Source organism: Corynebacterium lubricantis DSM 45231, assembly GCF_000379425.1.
Taxonomy (GTDB): Bacteria; Actinomycetota; Actinomycetes; order Mycobacteriales; family Mycobacteriaceae; genus Corynebacterium; species Corynebacterium lubricantis.
In genome coordinates, this window is sequence record NZ_KB902182.1 from 190,289 (window position 1) to 213,385 (window position 23,097).

The following is a 23,097-nucleotide window of genomic DNA, read 5'->3' on the forward strand; positions in this document are numbered from 1 at the left end:
TCATCCTATCGGTGGTTTAGTATCCGTGGGTTTAGGTGAGTGTGTTCCACGCAGGCCGCTGCGCAATGATGAGTTCCGGGGTCGGCAGTACACCAGCCCTCCCCAGGATCGTACGGGCAACAATGTCGGCCATGGGAGCGAGTTCCGCAAGAGGCCGGTTCCGGTGGACGCGCTGGCCAACGTTGACCTGCTTCAACGCCCCCGGGCCGAAGCGAGTGGCGATATCGATAATCAGACCGGCTTCGACGCCATAGCCTGCGACGAACGGCAGTTCGAGGGCAGTCTTGCGGCGCAATGCGTATTCCCCGCCGAGTGGCTGACGGATGTGGCTTACTTCTGGAAAATACGTGGTCAGAAGCGGTTTTGCGGTCAGCTCGGTGACGCGGCCGCCCCCAGTGGGTTCGCCGTTGAACGTACGAGAATAATCGGCTTTGACCATGTGGACATGAGGGTCCGCGAGTGGAGCGCACAGGCGCGAGACCAAGTTCGCCGGGACGCTGTGTAAATCGGCGTCGACGAAAACGATAACGTCTCCGGATGCGGCACGGACACCACGCCACATGGCCTCGCCCTTGCCTGGGCGCGTGGGGATTTCCGGGGCAATCTCCCGCCACGAGATGACCTGTGCCCCGGCGGCGCGGGCATTGGCGGCCGTCGCGTCGCTGGAGTCGGAATCGATCACGATGATTTCGCTCGGATTGTCTTTCGCTACCGCGTGCACAACTTGTGCAACCGTGGATTCCTCATTCAAGGCAGGAATCACTACCGACACATTCACGCGAGACCTCGCACAGTATTCAGTGGGGCGACCTCGCCCTTGATCGCCGCTGTCATCCGGATGACATCCACCGTTTCTTTCACTTCGTGGACACGGAAGGCCGCGACTCCTTGCGCTGCCGCCCACGCTGTGGCGGCAAGGGTGCCCGAAACTCTCTCCCCGACCGGACGATCAAGGGTTTCCCCAACGAAGTCCTTATTAGACAAAGCCATCAACACCGGCCACCCGGTAGCGACTAGTTCGTCGACGCGGCGCAGCAGCTCTAAACCGTGAAAGGAATTCTTCCCGAAGTCGTGGGCGGGGTCGATGAAGATTTTCTCCTCAGGGACCCCGGCGTTGACGGCACGCTCGGCGAGGGCGGTCGTTTCTGTAATTACGTCGGCGACAACGTCGTCGAAATGCACACGATGCGGCCGTGTCCGTGGTGTCACACCACCGGTGTGCGAGCAAACATAACCCACCTTATGGGCTCCGGCGACCTCGATGAGTTCTGGGTCGAAGCCGGCCCAGGTGTCGTTGATCAAAGTGGCGCCGGCAGCGATGGCTTGCTCGGCGACATCGGCGCGCCAGGTATCCACCGAGATGGTCAATTGCGGGTAGCGCTCACGGACCGCTGAAATCATGGGGACAATCCGGTCGATCTCCTCGGCGGCATCGACGTTGTCGCCGGGGCCAGCTTTGACACCGCCGATATCGACGATCGTCGCGCCCTGGGACACGACTTCGTCGCAACGCGTCAATGCCGCGTCAAGGCCCCAGGTCTTGCCCTTGTCATAAAAGGAATCAGGGGTCCGGTTCACAATGGCCATCACCTGGGCCAAAGGCTGCGTTTGGGAGGGTTGAGAAGGCTGGGACACGGACGCTACTCGTGGTCCTTCGCAGTCTTGCAGGAAAGACGTCCATCCGATAGGACTTTGTGGGCGTCCACGATGTGCGCGATCGCCTCATCGACGGAGTCAGTCACCAGAAATAGATCCATATCTTTCGGCGAAATCAAGCCCTTAGCCTTGAGCTGGGATTCAAGCCAGTCAACGAGGCCGGACCAAAACTCGGTGCCCATGAGCACGATTGGGTAGTTGGTGACCTTGCCGGTTTGCACCATGCACAGAACTTCAAAGAGCTCATCCAAAGTGCCGAAACCGCCGGGCAGGGTAACGAATGCCTGGGAGTACTTCAAGAACATGGTCTTACGCACGAAGAAATAGCGGAAGTTCAAGCCCAAATCGACCCAGGCGTTCAGGCTCTGCTCGTGTGGAAGTTCGATGCCGAGGCCGACGGAGAGGCCTCCTGCCTCGTACGCGCCGCGGTTCGGGCCTTCCATCAGGCCAGGACCGCCGCCCGTGATCACGGCGTAACCGTTGTTGACGAGTGCCTCGCCCACTTGGCGGGACATTTCGTATTCTGGAGTGCCCTCATTCAAGCGTGCTGAGCCGAACACGGTGACGGCCTTAGGGAGATCAGTCAGGGCGTCGAAACCCGAGACAAACTCGGATTGGATGCGCAGGATGCGCCACGGGTCGGCGTGCTTCCAATCGTGATCGGCACCGAGCTCCAGCAGGCGCTGGTCGAAGGTTGATCCACCTTCGCCCTCGTCGTGTCCGCGAACCAGAAGCGGGCCACGGAGCAAGCGGTCTTTTTCAGGCCTAGGTGTAATTTCAGGTGCCACGACTTGTTGCCCTTCCTTATTTCCTTGTTGCTAAGAGGTTTGTACGAGGTTTTTAAGTGGTTTTTTAAGAGGTGAGGTATGCGCGCAAACTCGCCGCTACCTGGTGAATCTGGTCAACCGGACATTGCTCATCAATCTTATGGGCAAACCCTGGATCCCCGGGACCGTAATTCACAGCTGGAACTCCCAGACTAGAGAACCTTGCCACATCCGTCCATCCGAACTTGGCACGCACTTGACCGCCCACAGCTGTAATCAAGCCTTGGGCAACTGGATCGTCGAGGCCGGGAAGGGCGCCGGGCACGGCGTCGTCGTAACGCAGTTCTAAGCCTTTCTCCAATCCAAGGGCCTCCTCGAAATGGGCCTTTGCTTCCTCGAGGCTGCGATCGGGGGCGAAGCGGAAGTTCACTGCAAGCGTGGCCTCGTCGGGAATCGTGTTCGTTGCCACTCCCCCTGAAAGGCCTACGACGTTGAGGCCTTCGCGGTACTCGCATCCGGCAATGGTGACGCGGCGCGGCGCATAGCTGGCGATACGCGAAAGCACTCCTGCGAGGTCGTGTGCGGCATTGTGCCCCAGCCACGCGCGAGCCGAATGGGCGCGCGTGCCCCGCGCAATGATGCTCGCTCGAATGGAGCCTTGGCAACCGGCCTCAACGACTGCGCCGGATGGCTCTCCGAGCAGCGCGATGTCTGCTTCGAGGAGCTCAGGGTGATCGCGCTGCAGGTGGGCCAGACCGTTGTACTCGCTTTCGACTTCCTCTCCCTCATAGGCGATCAATGTGAGATCGAAGGACAGGTCGGGATCATTAGCCAGCTCAGCGAAACACTTGAGGTAACAAGCAAGACCCGATTTCATGTCCACTGAGCCGCAGCCATAGAGCACGCCGTCGCTCAACGTATGAGGCACATTGTCGGCGATGGGCACGGTATCAATGTGTCCTGCCAACACGACGCGTTGGTTTAATCCCCGATTGGTCCTGGCGACGAGAGTGTTGCCGAAGCGGTACTTTTCTACCCCCTCCAACGGCTCCAGGGAACGCTCGATCAAATCGGCCAGTTCGCGCTCCTGGTGGGAGGGACTGGCTACGTCGATAAGCGCTGCGGTGAGTTCGACTGGGTCGGCAGTGAGATCGAGGATGTGCACCCGCCCAATAATACGCATGTCCCGCTTCACCAGATGCTTTAGCAGGGCGGACACAGTAATGTAATCGCTATGACAATCGGAGCGCATGCAATTGGGATTGCCAACATCGGTATGGATGGGTCCGTCCTGGACACTTGGTACCCGGATCCCGAATTGATCGAAGGCGAAGCAGCCGTTGGCCTCGAATCAGGCTCGCATCGCCTCGGAGCCAATCACCTGCCGGCCCGCCTCCTCCAGCTCGTGCGTATCGACGAGGACCGGATGGTCGAGCAGGTGGCGGTTCGTACCACGATCGCCGATCTCAATCAGCCCCCGATTGACGCGCACGACGTCTACTTGCGTCTGCATCTGCTCTCTCACCGCATTGTTCGCCCGCTGGAGCTGAACATGGAAGGCGTTCTCGAGCACTTGCTGCCGGTGGTGTGGACGAACAAGGGACCTTGCTTGCCCGATAACTTCGAATTCGTACGCGCAGCGCTGCGCACTCGCGGCCTGATTCACGTTTACGGTATCGAGCGCCTGCCGCGCATGGTGGACTATGTCGTGCCTTCCGGGGTCTCCATCGCCGAGGCCGAGCGAGTCCGTCTCGGCGCCTACCTGGCACCGGGCACGAGCGTGATGCGCGAGGGATACGTTTCCTATAACGCCGGCACGTTGGGTGCAACGCGGGTGGAGGGGCGCCTGTCGTCGTCAGTGGTCATTGAAGGTGGCACCGATGTCGGTCTCTCGTCGACGATCATGGCTGTGCGCAATGGCGGGCATAACCGTACGCCACTGCACATTGGCGCGAACTGCGTGCTGCGCACGTCCTCGGGTCTGATCGGCATTGAGATGGGCAATAATTGCAACCTGGGTGTCAACGTCATGCTGGAGCCCGACTCCATGATCCATGACCAACACTCCGGCGACGACATTCCGGCGATTGAACTCTCGGGGCGCTCAGGGTGGAGCGTGAAGAACGAACCAGGATTTAGTATTCCGGTACTGCGCTGGGCCTAAGGCCGGGCCAGCTGGCGGGCCTCTAACCGCCCGCCACCTCCTAAAATACTATTTCCTATGAAACTATCTTTTGTCTCCGTAGCACAGGTCAATAGAAACTGTGGAAGTGCTGTTGATTACAGTTGAGAATTGTTCATGTTTTCGATTCAGCATTCACCTTGTGATGAAAGTGACCGCACGTGACAGAGAAAAGTAATACAAACCTTGGCTCGGGGTTGAAGACCCGTCACCTGACCATGATGGGACTCGGCTCCGCCATCGGCGCAGGCCTCTTCCTTGGCACCGGCGTTGGCATCAACGCCGCCGGGCCCGCCATCCTGATTGCCTACGTCATCGCCGGCATCATCGTCGTGCTTGTCATGAGCATGCTCGGCGAGATGGCCGCTGCACGGCCTTCCTCGGGCTCGTTTTCCACCTACGCCCGCCAGGCCTTTGGCCACTGGGCGGGATTCACCACCGGCTGGCTGTACTGGTTCATGCTGGTGATGGTGATGGGCGCCGAAATGACCGGTGCCGCCGCCATCATGGGCTCCTGGTTCGGCGTTGATCCCTGGATCCCCGCGCTGATCGCCGTGGTGTTCTTCGCCGTGGTGAACTTCGCGCGCGTGCGTGGCTTTGGCGAATTCGAGTTCTGGTTCTCCTTCATCAAGGTTGCCGTGATCATCGGCTTTATCATCATCGGTGCACTGCTCTGGCTGGGCCTGCTGCCCGGCCACGACTTCGTGGGGCTGACAAATATCCAGGAATCCGGTTTCGCACCGAACGGCATCACCGGTATTGCAGCCGGCTTGCTCGCTGTTGCCTTTGCTTTCGGCGGCATCGAGATGGTGACCATCGCAGCGGCCGAGTCCGAGAACCCATCGCGCTCCATTGCTACTGCCGTGCGCAGCGTCATCTTCCGTATCTCGGTGTTCTACATCGGTTCCGTTCTCGTGATCATCCTGCTCTTGCCGTACGACCAGATCCAGGGCGCCGACACCGCAGCGGAATCCCCGTTCACCGCCGTGCTCTCCATGGCAAACATCCCAGGTGCCGTCGGCTTCATGGAGGCGGTTATCGTCTTGGCACTGCTCTCCGCCTTCAACGCGCAGATCTACGCCACCTCGCGCCTGTCACATAATCTCGCGCTTTCCGGCGATGCGCCGAAGATTCTGGCCAAGACCAATCGCGATAACGTGCCGATCAACGGCGTGATCTTGTCCATGTTCTTCGCCTTCGTGTCCGTGGGCCTGCAGTGGTGGAACCCAGAGGGCTTGCTCGACTTCTTGCTCAATGCGGTCGGCGGTACCCTGATGGTGATCTGGCTGATGATTGCGTTTAGCTACATCAAGCTCCACCCCATCCTGGTCAAAAACAACGAAATCTCCACGGTGCGCGTCGGCGGTTGGCCATGGCTGCCGTGGGCCTCCGTGATCGCTCTTGTGGCTCTTGTCATACTGATGCTTTTCGACGATGCTTCGCGCGCGCAGGTCATTTCGGTTATTATTTTGACGGCTGTCGTGGCACTTCTTTCACTGACCACGAAATCCAATTCCGCTCGCACGGAACTTAACTCGCAACAATTGAAGGAATCGCACTAAATTCATGACTTCTGCATTCGCCCGCGGCCTCGCAACAGTGACTCACGACGGAACCGTTCTCGATGTGTGGTACCCAGCCCCCAAAATCGATGAAGCCGTCTCGTCCACCGGTACGGAGCGCCTGGATGACACTCCGCAGCAGTTTAAGAATCTGGTTGGTCCTGACGAAGACCGTGGCGTGGCACGCATCGCGGTGGAAACATCGATCGAAGATCTCTCCCACCCGCCTGTCGATGCCTACGACGGCTACCTGCGCCTCCACCTGCTCTCGCACCGCCTGATCAAGCCTCACGGCGCGAACCTCAACGGACTCTTCGGTCTGCTGGCCAACGTTGTGTGGACAAATTACGGTCCCTGCGCCGTCGCCGATTTCCAGATGGTCCGCGGCCGCCTCGCAGGCAAGGGTCCCGTCACCGTGTTTTCGGTGGATAAGTTTCCTCGCATGGTCGACTATGTCGTTCCATCTGGCGTGCGCATCGGCGATGCCGACCGCGTCCGTCTCGGCGCGCACCTCGCTGAAGGCACCACGGTCATGCACGAGGGCTTCGTCAACTTCAATGCCGGCACCCTGGGCGCGGGAATGGTCGAAGGCCGCATCTCCGCGGGTGTCACCGTCGGCGACGGCACCGACATCGGTGGCGGCGCCTCGATTATGGGCACGTTGTCGGGTGGCGGCAAGGAAACCATCACCATCGGCGAGCGCTGCCTGCTCGGCGCTAATGCCGGCGTGGGCATTTCGCTTGGCGACGATTGCGTGGTCGAGGCTGGCCTCTACCTCACCGCGGGTGCGAAGGTCACCGTCTTGGGTGACGTAGCCAAGCAGCTCGAGGTCGGTGACTCCTCACGGCTGAAGGCCGCAGAGCTCTCCGGTCAGAGCGGCATCTTGTACCGCCGTAATTCCGTGACCGGTTCGGTTGAGGCGACTCGCTCCCCTGGAATCTCCTTGAACGCGGAGTTGCACAACAACTAGCGTCGCGCTTTTCCTTAACGCAGCCCTGCACCTACTGCAGGGCTGCGTTTGTTATTGGGTACCGCAGTAGACCTGCCCGCTCCCAGTGGCGCCATCATCGGCCCCATCCCGGTGTGTACCCCGCCTAGGGCTCCGTTTCGTTGTCCGGACGATCCGACTGAAATGCCCGCTGGAACATGTCCCGCGAATTGCGGGGCCATGGCAACTCCCGCACCGAGTGCGCCCACAATCCCCGGCACGTGCCCGAGCGCGCTGGACGGCGCGACAATGCCCCCGGTTAGCCCAGCCGCCCCACCGACACCTGTCAGGGAGGCAGCCCCAGCCCCGCCGACCGACGCCGTATCCGTGGACGCAGTATCGAGGGCAATGGCCTCCGGTTCAGCGCCAGTTCCGTCCACGTCTTGTACGGTTGGTTCGCAGCAGCACATGCGAGCAGCCACGTTCTCGGGCCACACCAATTCAGGCAGCCCCGCCACATCCCACCTGGAACCCACAGCATTCAGCAAACTGGCAAACGGGGCGAGCGCGCGGGAGACCAGTGCTACAAGGTTGTCTGGCACCGCATCCAGGAACGACCGCTCTACGAGTCTGCGCACTTCTTCCGGCAAGCCAGCAAGGCCAGTGTCCAAGAGCCCGAGGGCACCGCGCAGAGCGTTGACGATCCCGGTGACAATTCTGACCAAAAATTCCATTACCTGAGCCGAGGACGCGATCGCTTCGGCGAGGCCCGCGAACTCGCGCAGGGTCTGCGTGCTGGCCTCCACAAGGGTTCCGGACGAGCCTGACTCCAGTGCGCTGGACGTGGTCAGGAAATGATCGGCCACGGAAGAAGATACGCGGGCAAGCTCAGCCCACAGCACAGCGCCTTCTTCCACTTCCGCGAGGGATGTCGCCTCCAGTCCGCTGCGTAGTGAAGCCATAGTGTCAGGAGCAGGAACCCCTGCTGATTGCAGCGCAGTCGCTCCAGTGGGCAGGGTGCCCACCGCCTCGCTGCCGGTGGTTGGGCGCAATGGAAAACTGAACTGCACTGGCTCGTGGGCCAACCCGCGCAGAGCCAGTGCGTGAGCATCGTCCACCCGGTCGATGGCGTGGGCGTCGGCCTCGAAAGACTCGGCGGCAAATCCGACGATCCGGGTCAGAAAATCGATGGCTGCCACCGATGATCCTTCGGCGCCTTTCAAGCATTGTCCGTGGTAGTGGCCGAGCTGGCGAAGTCCGGCAATGGGAGTAAAATTCTCGCCCAGTCCGGCCGCGATTGTCCGGCTCCGGAGAGCCGCAAGCTCGTCGATAAGCAAGCCGGTCGATGCTGCATGCGACCGTACTTCGCTGGTGCTGATGCTCAGATCAACCCCGAGTGTAAGAGCAACCATGTGTCCCCCTAGGTGTCAGGGGTATCGTGTGCAGGCAAAATCGGCGAGGAGAAGTCCCCCGAGCTTCTCCCCTGCCTGCCATTATCCACGGCCTAGTGATGGTTGTCGGCGCAAGTTTGCACACTATATTGCGCAGAGCGGCTAGGCTACTGCGGTTCGCCGGAGGAAACGACCTTGACCTTTGGTTTCGCGAAGGTCCACACCTTATTGATCACGAAGTTCACCGGCATGGCCACAACAATAGAGATGGCCTGTGCCCAGTAGAACTTGGTTCTAAATCCTGTGGAGTTATCGAAAATATCATCCGGCAGACCCACCGGACTGGTCGGATTCATCAGCAGCGTCAAGATGATCTGGGAGACCGCGAAGGCAACGAGGCCGGTCGCCAAAAATGGGAAGAAGCCTCTAATCCAGGACTTCTTCGTAATCCCCTTAAACGTCCAGGACCGGTTGAGCTGGTAGTTCCACGTGTTGGCCACAAGGAAGGCGATGGTGGCGAAGATGTGATACCACCGGATGTTGAACTCGGTGCCCAGCAGATTCATGAAGATGTCGTTTTCGTGGAGGCTCCAGCCCCACTCCGCCGACTTCTTCGACAGATATGTGACCAAGAGGTTGACCAGGGTGCCCGATCCGCCAACGATGCCGAACATGATGAACTGACGCACATTGTTGAGCATCCGCACTGCGGAGACTTTGCGAGGGTCACGCGACTCTTCAGTCTCGCTGGAGACTTCCACCGCCATTAACCCACCTCGTTTCGGAATCGGACTAAATGCAACCACTTAATTTACAGAATCATTAACCTAGATTTCACCGACTTCACCGCGGATTAAACCAGGGATGTCAGACCATTCTAGTGGGTAAGCCCCGCGCAGAGAGAAATTCCCGCGCACTCCCGTCGAGAGGATCACTGAACTCTAAGCTTGTTGCCAGCAAATGCAACGGCTCGGAGTAATCGTAGAGATCCAACTCACGCTCCACTGGGTACATATCATCTCCGAAGATCCCCGCTCCCAGGTGCGCACACACGACGCGAAGCTGGTGAGTGTGCCCCGTCAGCGGACGTAGCTCCACGGTGCGGCGGGTGGGGTCGTCGTCAAGCGTGCGCCACAACGTCACCGTCTGCGTGCCATGCTTATCGACGACCACCCGTCTCCCCTCTTTGCGCATCCCCAGGCGCAACTCCTGCCAGGGCTGCGGGTCCATGGGAAGGCTGAGCCGGGCGAGGTAGGTTTTGCGCACTTCGCGACGAGAAAAGAGCTCGTGGTAGGCTGCCCGGTCCTCTGGATTCTTCACTGCAAGCATGAGGCCGGCGGTCAAGCGGTCGAGGCGGTGGATCACGGTGATCTTGTCGCCGTAGCGGGCCCGCAGCCTCGTCTGCAGGGTCTCGCGGACGATCCTGCCGTTGGGTGTGGCGGGCAAAAAGTGCGGCTTATCCACCACGAGGATGCGGCTGTCTTCGTAGACGACCTGATAGTCAAAAGGGATGACGGGTTCGTGGCCGACCTCGGGAAATTGCCACGCGGGTGTCGGCCGTGCGAGCTCAGTCCCAGGCGCGAGGAGGAAACCTGGAGGAAATGGGCTGTCTCCGCTGCGCGCCGCGAAGTACTCGCCATCAGGTACGACGTCGCGCAGGATAACCTTGGTGGCCACCACCCCTTCTCGGGCCGATGGCCGACCCGTTGGGTTAGGCCTCAAGTCGGCGGCAGGCCTCGTCGATACGCTCGTCGCTTGCGGTCAGCGCGATGCGCACGTAATTTTCGCCTGCGGGGCCATAGAAATCGCCGGGTGCTACCAAGATGCCGAGTTCGGCGAGAGCCTCGACGGTGTCGCGGCCGTTTTCGCCGCGGGTGGCCCAGAGGTACAGGCCCGCCTCGGAATGATCCACGGTGAAACCGGCGCTGACCACGGCCTTCAAGAGCTTGGCTCGGCGCACGGCATAGGTGGCGTGCTGGAGTTCTTCGTGGAGATCATTTTCCAGTGCCGCAACCATCGCGTGCTGGATTGGGCCCGGAACCATCAGACCGGCGTGCTTACGCACTTCGGTCAGCTCAGCAATCACTGCCTTGTCGCCAGCGAGGTAACCCGCGCGGTAGCTGGCCAGGTTGGAGGTCTTCGACAGGGAGTGCACCGCGATGAGGTTGGTGTTGTCACCGCCGGCGACCTCATGACTCAGGATGGACACGGGCGTGTGCTCGTCGTCCCAGCCGAGCCCCAAATAGCACTCGTCGGAGGCGACGATGCAGCCGGTGTCGCGAGCGAAGTCGACCCAGGTCTTGAGTTCAGCCGCGCTAGCTACCTTCCCCGTGGGGTTGGAGGGCGAATTGATGAATGCGAGGGCAGCGCCTTCGACGGGCTCGTCGGAACGCACTGGGGTGCACCCCGCGATGAGCGCCGCCACCTCGTAGGTGGGGTACGCCACGGTCGGGATGATGACCTTCTCGCCACGCAGACCCAAAAGGGTTGGCAGCCAGGCGATGGCTTCCTTCGTGCCAATCACAGGCAGCACAGCGGAGGTATCGAGGCCCTCCATCTGGTAGCGGCGCTCAAGCGCATTGACGATGGCCTCGCGCAGCTCGTCGGTGCCCACAGTGGTGGGATAGCCCGGTTCGGCTGCCGCCTCGGCCAGCGCCAGCTGGATCGACGGATCTACGGGGTCGACGGGAGTGCCCACCGACAGGTTGACGATGCCGCCTGGGTGGGCGTTGGCCTTTTCCTTCGCCTGGGCAAGGGAGTCCCAGGGAAAATCAGGCAGGACAGAGCTCAGCGGCGTGCGAACCACAGGCCTTATTCCTGGTTCTGTGGAGGCAGGGCCGCCACGAATGGGTGATCGAAATCCTGGGGGCCGAGCTTCGCAGCGCCGCCTGGGGAGCCCAGGTCGTCGAAGAAGCCGACGTTGGCATCGTAGTAGTCTGCCCACTCGTCTGGGGTGTCATCTTCGTAGAAGATTGCCTCGACGGGGCAGGCTGGCTCACAGGCTCCACAATCCACGCACTCGTCTGGGTGGATGTACAGCATGCGCTTACCTTCGTAAATGCAATCGACTGGACACTCTTCTACACACGAACGATCGAGGACGTCGACGCATGGCTGGGCAATAACGTATGTCATTGGATTTACTCAAACTCCTGACGCATGAACTATTTGGCTAAATCGTACTCTGGCTTTTCGTTATTATGTCATTTACCCCGGAAAACCGGTAAGAGACCACCCAGAATCCCCAGGAAGAGCAAGAGTACAGTTCGAATATTATTGGCGAGCAACATGTCGCCGGTTACTTCCACCCCGAACATCAGTCCGAAGAACGCCAGGCACCACACGCCGAGTGGGATGAGGGCGACAAACCAGGATTCGGTCCACAGCTTCGCCGTGCGGGTGAGCACCATGTTGAAGAAGAAGGCGATGACGATCGTGTACGGAAACGGCACAGGTCCGATCCAGGTGCCTAGGTACACGACCTCCAGCAGCAGCGAGAACACGGCGCCGAAAGACAGCCATGTCAGACCGGTGACTTGCTCGCTGCGTGAGTAGTCGGTGCGGGTGATTGAACGGGATTCCACGGTGGTTTTCTGCCTACTTTGCAATTCCTACTCAGCAATTCCGCTGAGTAGATCGGCACCGTGCTCAAGAGCGACACCGGCACCGAATTGGTAGTGCTCCCGGTTTAGAATCGGCTGAGCAATCAGGTTCGAGAGGGCGAACACAACATCGGGGCCGTGGCCCCAGGCCGCGTGCGGATTGGTCTCGGACACGGAGCCATCGGCAACCCAGATTTGGGTGGCGTGCGCGCGCATGGCTTCGACTTTTTGGTGGTAGGTGGCATCGTCAAGCTCAACCCAGGTGTCGGTGTGCTCGACAGCTGCCAATTCACCGGGTTCAGGCGCACGCCAGCCCGCAGGAATGGTGGTCGCTGCGTTCTGGTCGAGCTCGTCACGTGGATGCACGGCCCACAGGATTCGGGGGATGTCGACGCGCTCGGCGGCGGCGTGGGTGATTTCATGGGCCCGAATGTGGTCGGGGTGTCCGTAGCCACCGTCGGGACCGTAGGTGAGCACAAGGTGAGGGCGCTCCGCTTCGAAGATGCGGGTGAGTTCTTCGACTGCACGCTCCCCCGAGTTCACAAACGCCCGCGGATTAGCGTGCGCCGGCGAACCGACCATTCCCGAGTCCCGGAAAGCACCGGCACCGCCGAGGAACTCACCGCGCACACCCAAAATGGACAGCGCATGCTTGAGCTCCGCGATACGGAATCCACCGAGCTGGTCGGCGGCTTCATTGACGAGGCCCTGGTAGGTTTCGCCAATCACCTCGCCCTCTTCGCCCAACGTGCAGGTGACCACTAGGACGTCAGCTCCACGACGTGTGAGATCCGCCAAGGCTCCACCGGTCACAATGGATTCGTCGTCGGGGTGCGCATGCACCGCAACCACCCGGTATCCCGTGAGATCACGCGCGCCATTCCGTTTTTGTGCTTCGCTCAAAACTGTTGCTCCTCTTCAGCGATGTTCGGCGGGGTCGTGGTGGTAGTCGTCGCGTCCGCTTCGTCTGGAAGCCGCCACGTGTCCGCCGTTGCCAGCCCGTCGGTCCATTCCTCTAGGTCTGGGTCAGGGCCAATGATACCCGGGCTCAATGCGAGGATTCTTTGCTCCCTCAGTAGGGGAACCCAGGTGGCTTCCCGGGTGCGGAATTCGTCGAGAAGTTCTTGGGCGCGTTCGGGACTGATCTCCCCCGCCAGGACCTGATTGGCCACACCTTCCGTTTCGGGCATACACAGGCCTGAAAGGTTTCCGGAGCGCATGCCTGTTTCCTCATCGGGGCAACGCAGCGCACCGGCAACGTAGTTGGGGCTCCCGTCGATCCATTCGCGCGCAATCACGGCATCGACGTCGCCGCTGGGCAAGCGGTTTTTCGTGAGATCAGTGAGATCGGTGGAGACCACCTCGGCGTTGATCCCGCGCTGCTTCAACAAATCCACCAGCGAGCGCACGGAAGCCGAAGCCGTAGCGTCAGCGGGATCGGCGGCGATGCGCAGCGGACGCCCGGCGGACTCGATCGCGGAACGCAGCAACTCCGGCTCGGCGCTATTGACCGGTTCCGAGTCCGCCACAATCAGGTCGGTGGAGCGCCCGGCACCGAGGCGGGCAATCAAAGGCACATCGACGAGTCCGCTCAGCTCCACACGGGTAGCGTGGTCGCTCAAAATCGGCGAGTTCGTCGACAGAGTCAACCCCAGCTGGCGCTGCGATTGCACGAGACGATTCTGAATGTCCGGGATGAGCTCATAGGTGTCCCGGGTTGTTTCACCGGGCAGTACATCGACGAATTGCAGCTGCCCCGCGCGCAGCTGGTCTGCGCTATGGGTGGTGGAACGGGTTTCTACCAGGGATAAAATATCGATTTGCGCGGGCTCGGGCCCCCAGAATCGATCGTTGCGATTCAAGGTGATCACGCCTCGGGCACGGTCCACGTTATTGACCAGGTAGCGCCCCGCGGACGCCGGAATATTATCGCGCAGGCCCACCAAGAACCCTTGCTCACCGGAATCTAAGAGGTGTGCAGGCAAGAGGTAGCTAAACAGCGACTGCCAATCCGCCACAGGCGCGTGGAAATCCACTTCCACCGTCTTCGCTCCCCCGCCGATGACGCGCACATTGCTAATCGCCCGGTAGCCTTCCGGGTTAATCACACCGGGCGAAGTCGACATTCCCTGCCACAGGTACGCAAAGTCCGAGCCGGTGATTGGGGTGCCATCGGACCACTGTGCCGCGTCTTGGATGACGTAGCGCACGGTCATCACGACCCCGGGAGAGTCGACGGGCTCAATCACTTCCGCCGAGCGCAGCAGGTTGCGGTTCAGTTGGCCCCTGAGAAACGCGCTGGGCAATACTAGGTTCGCCAGCGACCGGACCACAGAGGAATCGTCGCTAAGCAAATGCGGATTGAAACCGTTCCTTAACGGCTCGACGCCGACCGCCGCCTCTGTGCGTGCGGGGCGAGCCTGCGTGGTGGTGGTCTCCGTGGTCGTAGGCTCGGTCGTGGGAGTCGGTTCGACGACCGGCGGCGGGCCCGGATTAGCCGCGCAGCCCGAAACAACCACGCCTGCCGTGAGCAGGGTGGCAACCAGGGTGGAAAAGCGCCGTTTCATTAGTGTTGTTCTACCACGTCTTTTGCTTGTGACCGCGCAGCCCCGGCGCTGAGAGCACCACGGCTAGGCCCGCTAGGGGCAAGATCACAAGGGCGACGCGCAGCGAGGTCGCTTCGGCGAGGGCGCCAATAAGCGGGCTCGTGGCCATGAATCCGACGCGCATGAGCCAACTGACCACGGTCATGCCCGTCGATTGGGCAACGCCCGGCAGCATGGCCGAGGCCGCGTACGCACTTGGCACCAGCGTCGCGCAGCCCCATCCGGCCAGGGCGTAGCCCACGTAGAGAGGTACGGGATTGGTGGCCAGCACGACGGCAAGGCCACCGAGGGCGATGCACACGCCACCAGCGCGTGCCACGGCAACCCGGCCAAAGCGGTTAATCAGGAGGTCGCCCGCGAAGCGGCCGACGGTCTGCGCCGCAAAGAGCACGATGTAGGCACTGCCCGCCGCGGAAATGCTTATCGACGACAGCGTGGACGCCGACAGCGCCGCCCAATTATTGCCGATGTCTTCGACCATGGTGCCTGCGGTGGCCACAATCGCAGCTGGCAGGGCAAGCAAGACGACTCGGCGGGTAATCTTCGACGATGGTTCTGCTGGCTGGGAATCTGCTGGTGCTCTGGTGTTGCTTTGTCCGCTCACGTCGCCCATCAGCCACGCGGCGAGGGCAACGAGTCCAACCTGCAGTACGGCGATGGCGCTGAGGTGGACCAGGATGGGGACTCCCGCAACGGCGGCGGCGGTTCCACCGATACCGCCGAGGACGGCACCGAGCGACCAGCACGCGTGCAGCGAGCTCATGATGGAGCGGCCCATCTCGGTTTGGACGCGCACGGCGGCGACGTTTTGGGAGACGTCGATGATCGCGTCTGTCAGTCCGAAGAAAAGGAGCAGGACGGCCAGCGCCCAGGCACCGGGGGCTAGACCGATGCCCACGAGGTAGAAGGCCGTGATGACGGTGCCGACGATCATCACGCGGCGGGCACCAAAGGTGCGCTCAGCCCAGGCGGGCAGCGTCGTCGACGCAAGGGAGCCAAGCGCCACGGCAGTGACAAGGAGTCCGAAGACTAGATCCGACAGCTCCCAGTTATCTTTGAATGTTGGGTACCACGGCAGCACCGAGGAAATCGAGATTCCGTTGGTGGCAAACATTGTTGCCACCCCGATGGGACGTCGTGGCGATACCTGCATTACTTGTTGAGCTGCTTCTCGCGGGAGCGAGCGCGGCCACGCTCGGTGGCGTTGAGGATGACCTTGCGCACGCGCATGGCCTCAGGAGCAACCTCGACGCACTCATCGGCGCCACAGAACTCGATTGCCTCATCAAGGGAGAGCGTGCGCGCCTTCGCCAAGGTAACGGTGGTGTCTGCGGACGCTGCACGCATGTTGGTGAGCTTCTTTTCCTTGGTGATGTTCACATCCATGTCCTCGTCGCGATTGTTCGCGCCGACGACCATACCTTCGTAAGCTTCTGCGCCAGGCTCCACGAAGAACTCGCCACGGTCAGCCAAGCTGGTCAGCGCGAACGCCGTGATCTTGCCAGTACGGTCTGCAACGAGGGAGCCGGTTGGGCGGCCCTTGATCTCGCCAGCCCAAGGACGAGGGTCGATAGCGTAGGAGTTCGCAATACCTGCGCCATGAGTCTCGGTCATGAAGGTGGTACGGAAACCGATCAGGCCACGGGAAGGAACGTCGAACTCCATGCGGACCCAGTCACCCGCGGCATTACCCATGGCGGTCATCTGACCCTTACGTGCTGCCATGAGCTGGGTGATATTGCCCTGGTACTCAGATGGGGTGTCAATGACCATGTGATCGTATGGCTCGTGGATCTTACCGTCGATCTCGCGGGTCACAACCTGTGGCTTACCCACGGTGAGCTCGAAGCCTTCACGACGCATGGTCTCGATAAGCACGGTAAGTGCCATTTCGCCACGGCCCTGAACTTCCCAAGTGTCTGGGCGCTCGGTCGGAAGTACCTTGAGCGACACGTTACCGATGAGCTCCTGGTCAAGGCGAGCCTTGATCATGCGCGCGGTGAGCTTATCGCCACCGTTACGGCCGGCCATAGGCGAGGTGTTCACACCGATGGTCATGGACAGCGCTGGGTCATCGACCTTGATGCGTGGTAGTGGCTCAACATTATTTGGATCAGTGATGGTGTCACCAATCATGATCTCGTCGATGCCGGAGATGGCCGCGATATCGCCTGCGACAACTTCCCCTTCGGCAGGAACGCGCTGGAAACCGACGGTGCGAAGCAACTCGGCGATCTTCACGTTCTTGACGTGCTGCTCACCCTCGGAATCGTAGTGGATCCAGGTCACCTGCTGACCCTTCTTCACGGAACCACGGTGCACGCGGATGAGTGCAATACGGCCGAGGAAGGAGCTGGAGTCAAGGTTGGTGACCTGAGCCTGGAATGGTGCCTCACTGTCAGCGGCTGGCTCTGGGATCTCGTCGTACATGACCTGGAACAGTGGCTCGAGATCTTCATTATCAGGCAAGTTGCCATTGCCTGGGTTGTTGAAGGACGCGCGACCGGCACGGCCGGACGCATAAAGTACGGGCAGGTCGAGCAGATTCTCTGCGGCTTCCGCCGCGTCCGGGTCTTCAAGGCCTGCGCCGAGCTCGAGGAGGAGGTCTTGCGCTTCTTCCACAACCTCGTCGATACGCGCATCTGGGCGGTCAGTCTTATTCACACAGATGATCACTGGCTTCTTGGATTCCAGTGCCTTGCCCAGCACGAAGCGGGTCTGTGGCAGAGGGCCCTCGGAGGCATCGATGAGCAGGACGACGCCGTCCACCATGGACAGTCCGCGCTCGACCTCGCCACCGAAGTCGGCGTGGCCTGGGGTGTCAATCACGTTGATGACGAGGTCACGGCCGTCCTTGCCCTTACCTGGGCGACGGATTGCGGTGTTCTTCGCAAGAATGGTGATGCCCTTCTCGCGCTCGAGGTCGCCAGAGTCCATGACGCGGTCTGCGACTTCGCCATGGTCGCCGAACACGCCAGATTGCTCTAGCAGTGCGTTGACGAGGGTGGTCTTGCCGTGGTCAACGTGGGCGACGATAGCTACGTTACGGAACTCAGGATGCGACACGTAGGGTGCTCCTCTTTCAAACTGGAAATGTTTCTGAACGGTTAAACCCTACTCGTATATCTATCCGTATGCAGCATTGGAAGGTCTTTTCACTAAGCATAGGTATCCAAAACCAGTTGCAGACGTTTCTATTGTGAGTATTGTTACTGTTGTTACTTGTGTTACCGGAATGGTGGCGGGGTTTCCCTGTGGTATGAACGCGAGCATCGGCGCGACTAAAAGTGCCGGTGAGGGCGCAATTAACCAACACCACAGCCGAATTTTGGGTTTCCCCTTTTGCCTCCAGACTGTGAGACAGTAGACAACTTGCCCACAACAGTTATTCTCAAGTCGAATTCATAAGGACCAGTTCACGTGCGCTTTTCCTCCAAGCTCCGCCGCGCAAGCATCACTGCAAGCGCGGCTGTCATTGCGATGGCGGGTCTCCTTGCACCGCCTGCTTCCGCCTCTGAATCCAGCGCCATCAACGCCAGCTCCGATGTCGCCTCAAGCTATATCGATGGCCTCGGCAGACCCACTGACTACACCGTTGGAAAAGTCAACGAGTTCGCAAGCCAACCGTGGGTCCCAGACGATGTTGAGAACATGCTGCGGGCGGGCGCATCCTTCTTCGCCGGCTCGGGAGACGAGCTGGGCGGCCCCGAGCTTCCCGACGATGCACCACGCTTTACTCAGTTCTACTGGCCAACAGTATCGAGCAATTGCATCGGCGCAGGCATGCATTCCACGGCGAGTGCGCTGGTTGTTCCCGGCCCCGCCGAAAACATCGCACCAGCACCGAAGGCCGGTCAAGCGACATTTGTGTTCACTGCACTGGGCACTCCCCCTGCAGCGGAGCGCCAGGGCGGGATGGACGTTTACTGGTTCAACGTGAACAATCTGCGTTCCGGTGTAACGCCTTTAGATAACAATGGGATAAACAAGACAGGACCGGCAACTTTGTCCGGCGTGGCTAACACCGGCTCCGGCACTGTCATCGCAGTGGTTAATGGCAGCGTCAGAACCGAAACAAATAATTGTTCCTTTGCACCGACGGCTGCCCTATTTAACGTGAGGTAAAAATGAGCGTTGACCTTCACCCTGTGAAGCAAGAAACCTTTGATACCACCGCGAAGACCAACATCGACCCGAAGGGGTACCTGCGCGAAGTTGATACTTACGCTGTGACCGAATTCGGGCTCTACATGGCCCGCGGAGCAAACCACCAACGCTTCGGTTACTTGGAAAGCTGGCTGTTGCCGCAGCTCAATCTGCGCGCCAACATCTTTCATTTCCGCGAAGGACTTACTCCCGAGAACTACCCTGACCAGGAGTTCTACTTCGATATCGCTGAAATCCATGTCAATGGCTGTGTCTGGTCGACCCGTGATCTCTACGTCGATCTCATCTCTACCACTGGTGAACCCGTAGGTGTCGAAGATATTGACGAGCTGGCGGCCGCGACTTCGGCAGGGCTGATTTCCGCTGCGGAAGCTGAGCGCGCGATTGAATCCACCTTGCATGTGGTGGAAGGTATTACCCGCCATAACGACGATGCGATGGCGTGGCTGCGTACCCAAGGCATTGAGCTGACCTGGGCGGACGAGGTCGAACTCGCTCCCGCTAGCTAAGCTCCCACACTTTTAAAAAAGGCGCCGCACCCAGGTACTTCCTGGGTGTGGCGCCTTTGTGCTGTGGGCCTAGCTTTCGAGTTCGATGCCCAATTCTTCGCCTGTTCCCAGTTCGATATTGAGTCCAGGAACGGAGTTGATCAGATTCTGCGTGTACTCTTCCTGCGGGGAATCGAAGATCCGGTCCGCGGAGCCCTGCTCGACGATTGCGCCCTGCTTCATCACCACGATGTCATCGGCGGTCTGTCGGACAACTGCGAGATCGTGCGTAATGAAGAGGTAGGAAAGTTTCAGTTCCTCTTGCATTTCCGCCAGCAACTTAATGATCTGGTTTTGCACAAGCACGTCCAAGGCAGAAACCGCCTCGTCAAGGACGAGGACCTCGGGGTTCAGCGCCATCGCGCGCGCAATTGCGATGCGTTGGCGCTGGCCACCGGACAGCTCATTCGGGTACCTGCGCATCGCGGAGCGAGGCATCTGAACCATGTCTAGAAGCTCCGCCACACGATTCTCGCGCGACTTCCGATCCCCGATCTTATGCAGCTTCAGGGGTTCCTCGATGCAGCGATAGATCGAAAACATTGGATCCAGTGAGCCGTACGGGTTCTGGAAAACGACTTGTACGTTGCGGCGCATCTCGAAGAGCTCCTTGCTGGAAAGCTGCGAGGTGTCGCGCCCCTCATAGAGCACGGTGCCACTTGTTGGTTCCAGCAGGTTGAGCACCATATTCGCCACGGTGGACTTGCCCGAACCAGACTCTCCGACCAATGCGAGTGTGGAGCCTCGTCGTAAATCGAAGCTCACATCGTCGACCGCGCGCAGCACCTTCTTATCGCCGCGGGCACCGCGCACGTCGAATTCCTTGACCAAGTCGCGGACCTCGATCACGTTATCGGAGCTCGCCACGTTCGCGGTCACGCGCTCAGCCGATTCGAGGCCCTGATCGTGGGCCGACTGGATGCGCGCCGACGCCAACGACGGCGCAGCCTTGACCAAACGCTTCGTGTACGGGTGCTGCGGATTACGCAGAATCTGCAGGCTCGGACCCTTCTCCACGATGCGGCCTCGGTGCATCACCACGACGAAATCGGCGCGCTCGGCGGCCAGTCCCAGGTCGTGAGTGATCAGGAGGACGGCGGTGCCCAACTCAGTGGTCAGGGAATCCAGGTGATCCAGGATCTTCTTCTGCACCGTCACGTCAAGTGCCGAGGTCGGCTCGTCGGCGATAAGCAGCTTGGGGCGCGCGGCCAAACCGATGGCAATAAGCGCGCGCTGGCGCATGCCGCCGGAAAACTCGTGCGGGTACTGCTTCGCGCGGCGTTCCGCATCGGGCAGGCCGGCCTCTTCGAGCAGCTCGACGACGCGCGAGTGCATCTCCGAGCCCTTCACCACGTTGTTGGCACGCAAAGACTCCTCGACCTGAGTGCCAATGCGCCACACGGGGTTCAAGTTACTCATTGGATCCTGTGGGACGAGGCCAATGTGGGAACCGCGGTACTTCTGCCAGCCCTTTTTGTCTAGGTTGACCAGCTCTTCGCCGTCGAGTTTGATCGAACCGTTGATGACCTTGCCCGTGCCCGGCAGCAAGCCCAACATGCTCATGGCGGCGGTGGACTTACCGGAGCCGGACTCGCCCACAATCGCTACGGATTGACCGGGGTAAATGGTCAGGTCGAAATCGCGGACGGCTTCGACGGTTCCGGTCGACGATTCGAAGGTGATCTTCAGGTCTTCGACCTCGAGTAATGGTTGATTCATCGTTTCCTCGCCTTCGGGTCGAGTGCGTCGCGGACGACGTCGCCCATCATGATAAAGCTCAGCACTGTCAGCGCTAGGGCGATAGCCGGATAGAACAGGACCATCGGTTGAGTGCGTAGCGACGATTGCGCCGCGGAAATGTCGCCGCCCCAGGACACGACGGTACTTGGCAGACCGATGCCCAGGAAGGATAGCGTCGCCTCGGCCACAATGAACGTACCCAGCGCGACGGTGGCATACACAATGATTGGTGCTGCGGCGTTCGGCAGGATGTGGCTGGTGAGGATGCGCAGATTCGAGGCACCCACGGCCTTGGCCGCGGTGACATATTCCTCGTTCTTCACACTCATCACGGCACCGCGAGTAATGCGGGCGATATTGGTCCAGCCGAAGATGGACAAGGCGATCACCACGGTCCAGATGGTGCGCTGATCCTTAAACATCTGCATCACAACGATGGCTGCCAGAACCAGGGGCACCGCGAAGAAGATGTCGGTCAGGCGTGACAGCAGGGTGTCCCAGATGCCGCCGAAGAATCCCGCGATGGATCCAATGACGGTGCCGATGATGGTCACCGCAATCGTGGTCATCACACCCACTGTCACGGATGCGCGGGCACCGTAGATCACACGCGAGTAGATATCGCAGCCCTGGCGGTCGAAGCCAAATGGGTGGCCTGACTGTGGGCCATCCAGGGAGTTTCCGAGCACGCAGTAGCGCGGGTCCGTGGAGGTGAACAACTGCGGGAAAGCGGCAAGCAGCAAAGCGACGAGAATGAGCACGGCCGCAACCCAAAACATCGGGCGCTTGCGTAAGTTGTGCCAGGCCTCGCCCCACTGGGAGCGCGGCGCGGAGTCGTCGGCAACTGCGTCAACAGCACCGAGTCCCTGCTCGTCGGTCGTGGCTACGAAGTACTGCTGTCCGATCCTAGTGCGGGCATCGTGAATGTCTGCCGGAGGGATCGCATCCGGAGACGTGTTTTCTGGTGTATTAGTCATAACGAATCCTCGGATCGAGCACCGCGTAAACCAGGTCGACGATCAGGTTCGCGATGATATAAACAACGACCAGCACCGTAGTAAACGACACAACGGTGGCCGGTTCGCCCTTCAAGATGGCCTGGTAGATCGCACCGCCGACACCATTGATGCCGAAGATGCCTTCTGTGACAATGGCGCCACCCATCAAGGCACCAAGGTCAGCGCCCAAGAAGGTCACCACGGGAATCATCGAGTTGCGCAACACATGTCGATTCATCACCGTCCCATTTGATAGACCCTTGGCGCGAGCCGTTCGGACATAGTCGGCGCTTAAGTTTTCGCTCACCGACTGCCTGGTTAAGCGCAGCACGTAAGCGAATGAGAGCGCGCCAAGCACCACCGCCGGCATGAGCAGTGAGGTGAAGGTTTCATTGCGCCCGACCGTCACGGGGAGCAGCCCCCATTGCACACCGACGACGTACTGGAGGACAAAGCCGATGACGAAGGAGGGAACGGCGATGACAACCAGGGATAGCACCAGGACGGTGGAGTCGAAGATTCCGCCGCGTCGCACTCCGGCGATGACACCGAAAGTGATGCCGAAGATCGCCTCGAAGGCCAGCGCCATCACGGCCAGCTTGATCGTGACTGGGAAGGCATCCGCCATCACCTGCGCGACTGGCTGACCCGAAAAGGTTGATCCGAAATCGAAGGTGAAAATGCCTTTGATGTAGAGGAGGTATTGAATTATGAAAGGTTGATCCAGGTTGTATTCCGATTCAATGCGGGCACGTGCGGCTTCGGTGAGGCCGCGGTCTCCGCCGAGAGCGGCCACAGGGTCGCCTGGCATCAAGAACACTAGTGAGTAGAGCAACAAGGTCGCACCAAAGAACACGGGGATCATTTGGAGCAGGCGTCGCCCGATATAGCGCAGCATGGAGCAGCGCTCCTTCCTAATTGAGCCTATTGAAGGAAGCAATCGAGGCCAC

The 23,097-nt window shown here is 60.2% G+C and carries 22 protein-coding genes; 5 read left to right on the forward strand and 17 right to left on the reverse strand.

Annotation, left to right across the window (positions count from 1 at the left end; all coding sequences use genetic code 11):
* Window positions 1–31: 31 nt before the first annotated feature.
* The 4 genes from A37O_RS0102230 to dapE all read right to left on the reverse strand — a co-directional run bounded on the left by A37O_RS0102230 (window position 32) and on the right by dapE (window position 3,582).
* Window positions 32–778: a glucosyl-3-phosphoglycerate synthase gene (locus tag A37O_RS0102230; RefSeq protein WP_026196055.1), complete on the reverse strand. Its 747-nt coding sequence runs from the start codon at window positions 776–778 to the stop codon at window positions 32–34.
* Window positions 775–1,587 carry a dihydropteroate synthase gene (folP, locus tag A37O_RS0102235; RefSeq protein WP_033377652.1) on the reverse strand — a complete coding sequence of 271 codons (813 nt, stop codon included), beginning with the start codon at window positions 1,585–1,587 and terminating at the stop codon, window positions 775–777. Before folP ends, A37O_RS0102230 begins: the two co-directional genes overlap by 4 nt.
* Before the next feature lie 53 nt (window positions 1,588–1,640).
* Window positions 1,641–2,444 (reverse strand): LOG family protein, encoded by an 804-nt coding sequence (locus A37O_RS0102240; RefSeq protein WP_018295864.1) that lies wholly within the window; start codon window positions 2,442–2,444, stop codon window positions 1,641–1,643.
* Between the two features lie 64 nt (window positions 2,445–2,508).
* Window positions 2,509–3,582, reverse strand: a complete 1,074-nt coding sequence (dapE, locus tag A37O_RS0102245) for a succinyl-diaminopimelate desuccinylase (RefSeq protein WP_026196057.1) — start codon at window positions 3,580–3,582, stop codon at window positions 2,509–2,511.
* 75 nt (window positions 3,583–3,657) lie between these two features.
* Here dapE and A37O_RS0102250 point away from each other — a divergent pair, with 75 nt between their 5' ends.
* From A37O_RS0102250 to dapD, 3 genes are all read left to right on the forward strand, one after another.
* Window positions 3,658–4,587 (forward strand): 2,3,4,5-tetrahydropyridine-2,6-dicarboxylate N-succinyltransferase, encoded by a 930-nt coding sequence (locus tag A37O_RS0102250; protein ID WP_018295866.1) that lies wholly within the window; start codon window positions 3,658–3,660, stop codon window positions 4,585–4,587.
* A 179-nt stretch (window positions 4,588–4,766) separates the two neighbouring features.
* Window positions 4,767–6,167, forward strand: a complete 1,401-nt coding sequence (locus tag A37O_RS0102255; protein ID WP_018295867.1) for an amino acid permease — start codon at window positions 4,767–4,769, stop codon at window positions 6,165–6,167.
* A 4-nt stretch (window positions 6,168–6,171) separates the two neighbouring features.
* Entirely contained in the window at window positions 6,172–7,137 is a 966-nt protein-coding gene (dapD, locus tag A37O_RS0102260) for a 2,3,4,5-tetrahydropyridine-2,6-dicarboxylate N-succinyltransferase (protein ID WP_018295868.1), read from the forward strand.
* A gap of 14 nt (window positions 7,138–7,151) precedes the next feature.
* Here the strand turns inward: dapD and A37O_RS0102265 are convergent, their stop codons facing one another.
* The 10 genes from A37O_RS0102265 to typA all read right to left on the reverse strand — a co-directional run bounded on the left by A37O_RS0102265 (window position 7,152) and on the right by typA (window position 17,760).
* The gene (locus A37O_RS0102265) at window positions 7,152–8,507 is read right to left on the reverse strand and encodes a hypothetical protein (protein WP_018295869.1); all 1,356 of its coding nucleotides are present in this window, start codon (window positions 8,505–8,507) and stop codon (window positions 7,152–7,154) included.
* 146 nt (window positions 8,508–8,653) lie between these two features.
* The gene (locus tag A37O_RS0102270; RefSeq protein ID WP_018295870.1) at window positions 8,654–9,253 is read right to left on the reverse strand and encodes a GtrA family protein; all 600 of its coding nucleotides are present in this window, start codon (window positions 9,251–9,253) and stop codon (window positions 8,654–8,656) included.
* A 100-nt stretch (window positions 9,254–9,353) separates the two neighbouring features.
* The gene (locus A37O_RS0102275) at window positions 9,354–10,163 is read right to left on the reverse strand and encodes a pseudouridine synthase (RefSeq protein ID WP_018295871.1); all 810 of its coding nucleotides are present in this window, start codon (window positions 10,161–10,163) and stop codon (window positions 9,354–9,356) included.
* Between the two features lie 34 nt (window positions 10,164–10,197).
* Window positions 10,198–11,292 (reverse strand): succinyldiaminopimelate transaminase, encoded by a 1,095-nt coding sequence (gene dapC / locus A37O_RS0102280; protein WP_018295872.1) that lies wholly within the window; start codon window positions 11,290–11,292, stop codon window positions 10,198–10,200.
* Between the two features lie 5 nt (window positions 11,293–11,297).
* On the reverse strand, window positions 11,298–11,621 hold the full coding sequence (gene fdxA / locus A37O_RS0102285; RefSeq protein ID WP_018295873.1) for a ferredoxin: 324 nt from the start codon (window positions 11,619–11,621) through the stop codon (window positions 11,298–11,300).
* 68 nt (window positions 11,622–11,689) lie between these two features.
* A complete protein-coding gene (locus A37O_RS0102290) occupies window positions 11,690–12,070 on the reverse strand; it encodes a hypothetical protein (protein ID WP_018295874.1) in 381 nt (126 codons plus the stop codon).
* 27 nt (window positions 12,071–12,097) lie between these two features.
* On the reverse strand, window positions 12,098–12,991 hold the full coding sequence (gene mshB / locus A37O_RS0102295) for an N-acetyl-1-D-myo-inositol-2-amino-2-deoxy-alpha-D-glucopyranoside deacetylase (protein ID WP_026196061.1): 894 nt from the start codon (window positions 12,989–12,991) through the stop codon (window positions 12,098–12,100).
* Window positions 12,988–14,655 carry an ABC transporter family substrate-binding protein gene (locus tag A37O_RS0102300; protein WP_018295876.1) on the reverse strand — a complete coding sequence of 556 codons (1,668 nt, stop codon included), beginning with the start codon at window positions 14,653–14,655 and terminating at the stop codon, window positions 12,988–12,990. Before A37O_RS0102300 ends, mshB begins: the two co-directional genes overlap by 4 nt.
* Before the next feature lie 10 nt (window positions 14,656–14,665).
* The gene (locus tag A37O_RS0102305; protein WP_245533770.1) at window positions 14,666–15,847 is read right to left on the reverse strand and encodes an MFS transporter; all 1,182 of its coding nucleotides are present in this window, start codon (window positions 15,845–15,847) and stop codon (window positions 14,666–14,668) included.
* Complete coding sequence (typA, locus tag A37O_RS0102310; RefSeq protein WP_018295878.1) at window positions 15,847–17,760, reverse strand: translational GTPase TypA; 1,914 nt, start codon at window positions 17,758–17,760, stop codon at window positions 15,847–15,849. Before typA ends, A37O_RS0102305 begins: the two co-directional genes overlap by 1 nt.
* 354 nt (window positions 17,761–18,114) lie before the next feature.
* On the opposite strand from typA, the gene A37O_RS0102315 reads away from it, so the two are divergent.
* Together A37O_RS0102315 and A37O_RS0102320 are read left to right on the forward strand one after the other, a co-directional pair.
* Entirely contained in the window at window positions 18,115–18,819 is a 705-nt protein-coding gene (locus tag A37O_RS0102315; RefSeq protein ID WP_018295879.1) for an Rv1157c family protein, read from the forward strand.
* A gap of 2 nt (window positions 18,820–18,821) precedes the next feature.
* Window positions 18,822–19,370, forward strand: a complete 549-nt coding sequence (locus tag A37O_RS0102320; RefSeq protein ID WP_018295880.1) for a ribonuclease FAU-1 family protein — start codon at window positions 18,822–18,824, stop codon at window positions 19,368–19,370.
* Between the two features lie 69 nt (window positions 19,371–19,439).
* Here A37O_RS0102320 and A37O_RS0102325 read toward each other — a convergent pair whose 3' ends face one another.
* Genes A37O_RS0102325 through A37O_RS0102335 form a run of 3 tightly spaced genes read right to left on the reverse strand, consistent with a single transcriptional unit; the run spans window position 19,440 to window position 23,045 of the window.
* Window positions 19,440–21,128 carry a dipeptide ABC transporter ATP-binding protein gene (locus tag A37O_RS0102325; RefSeq protein ID WP_018295881.1) on the reverse strand — a complete coding sequence of 563 codons (1,689 nt, stop codon included), beginning with the start codon at window positions 21,126–21,128 and terminating at the stop codon, window positions 19,440–19,442.
* Window positions 21,125–22,126, reverse strand: a complete 1,002-nt coding sequence (locus tag A37O_RS0102330) for an ABC transporter permease (protein ID WP_018295882.1) — start codon at window positions 22,124–22,126, stop codon at window positions 21,125–21,127. The genes A37O_RS0102325 and A37O_RS0102330 overlap by 4 nt, the downstream gene beginning before the upstream one ends.
* On the reverse strand, window positions 22,119–23,045 hold the full coding sequence (locus A37O_RS0102335) for an ABC transporter permease (RefSeq protein ID WP_018295883.1): 927 nt from the start codon (window positions 23,043–23,045) through the stop codon (window positions 22,119–22,121). The genes A37O_RS0102330 and A37O_RS0102335 overlap by 8 nt, the downstream gene beginning before the upstream one ends.
* Window positions 23,046–23,097: the final 52 nt, after the last annotated feature.

Bases quoted from the DNA above. Each gene is read 5' to 3' on its own strand.
- A37O_RS0102265 (WP_018295869.1), bottom strand. From the start codon at position 8,507: ATGGTTGCTCTTACACTCGGGGTTGATCTGAGCATCAGCACCAGCGAA.
- folP (WP_033377652.1), bottom strand. From the start codon at position 1,587: ATGGCCATTGTGAACCGGACCCCTGATTCCTTTTATGACAAGGGCAAG.
- A37O_RS0102305 (WP_245533770.1), bottom strand. From the start codon at position 15,847: ATGCAGGTATCGCCACGACGTCCCATCGGGGTGGCAACAATGTTTGCC.
- A37O_RS0102335 (WP_018295883.1), bottom strand. From the start codon at position 23,045: ATGCTGCGCTATATCGGGCGACGCCTGCTCCAAATGATCCCCGTGTTC.
- dapD (WP_018295868.1), top strand. From the start codon at position 6,172: ATGACTTCTGCATTCGCCCGCGGCCTCGCAACAGTGACTCACGACGGA.
- fdxA (WP_018295873.1), bottom strand. From the start codon at position 11,621: ATGACATACGTTATTGCCCAGCCATGCGTCGACGTCCTCGATCGTTCG.
- A37O_RS0102320 (WP_018295880.1), top strand. From the start codon at position 18,822: ATGAGCGTTGACCTTCACCCTGTGAAGCAAGAAACCTTTGATACCACC.
- A37O_RS0102270 (WP_018295870.1), bottom strand. From the start codon at position 9,253: ATGGCGGTGGAAGTCTCCAGCGAGACTGAAGAGTCGCGTGACCCTCGC.
- A37O_RS0102300 (WP_018295876.1), bottom strand. From the start codon at position 14,655: ATGAAACGGCGCTTTTCCACCCTGGTTGCCACCCTGCTCACGGCAGGC.
- A37O_RS0102325 (WP_018295881.1), bottom strand. From the start codon at position 21,128: ATGAATCAACCATTACTCGAGGTCGAAGACCTGAAGATCACCTTCGAA.
- A37O_RS0102330 (WP_018295882.1), bottom strand. From the start codon at position 22,126: ATGACTAATACACCAGAAAACACGTCTCCGGATGCGATCCCTCCGGCA.
- A37O_RS0102250 (WP_018295866.1), top strand. From the start codon at position 3,658: ATGACAATCGGAGCGCATGCAATTGGGATTGCCAACATCGGTATGGAT.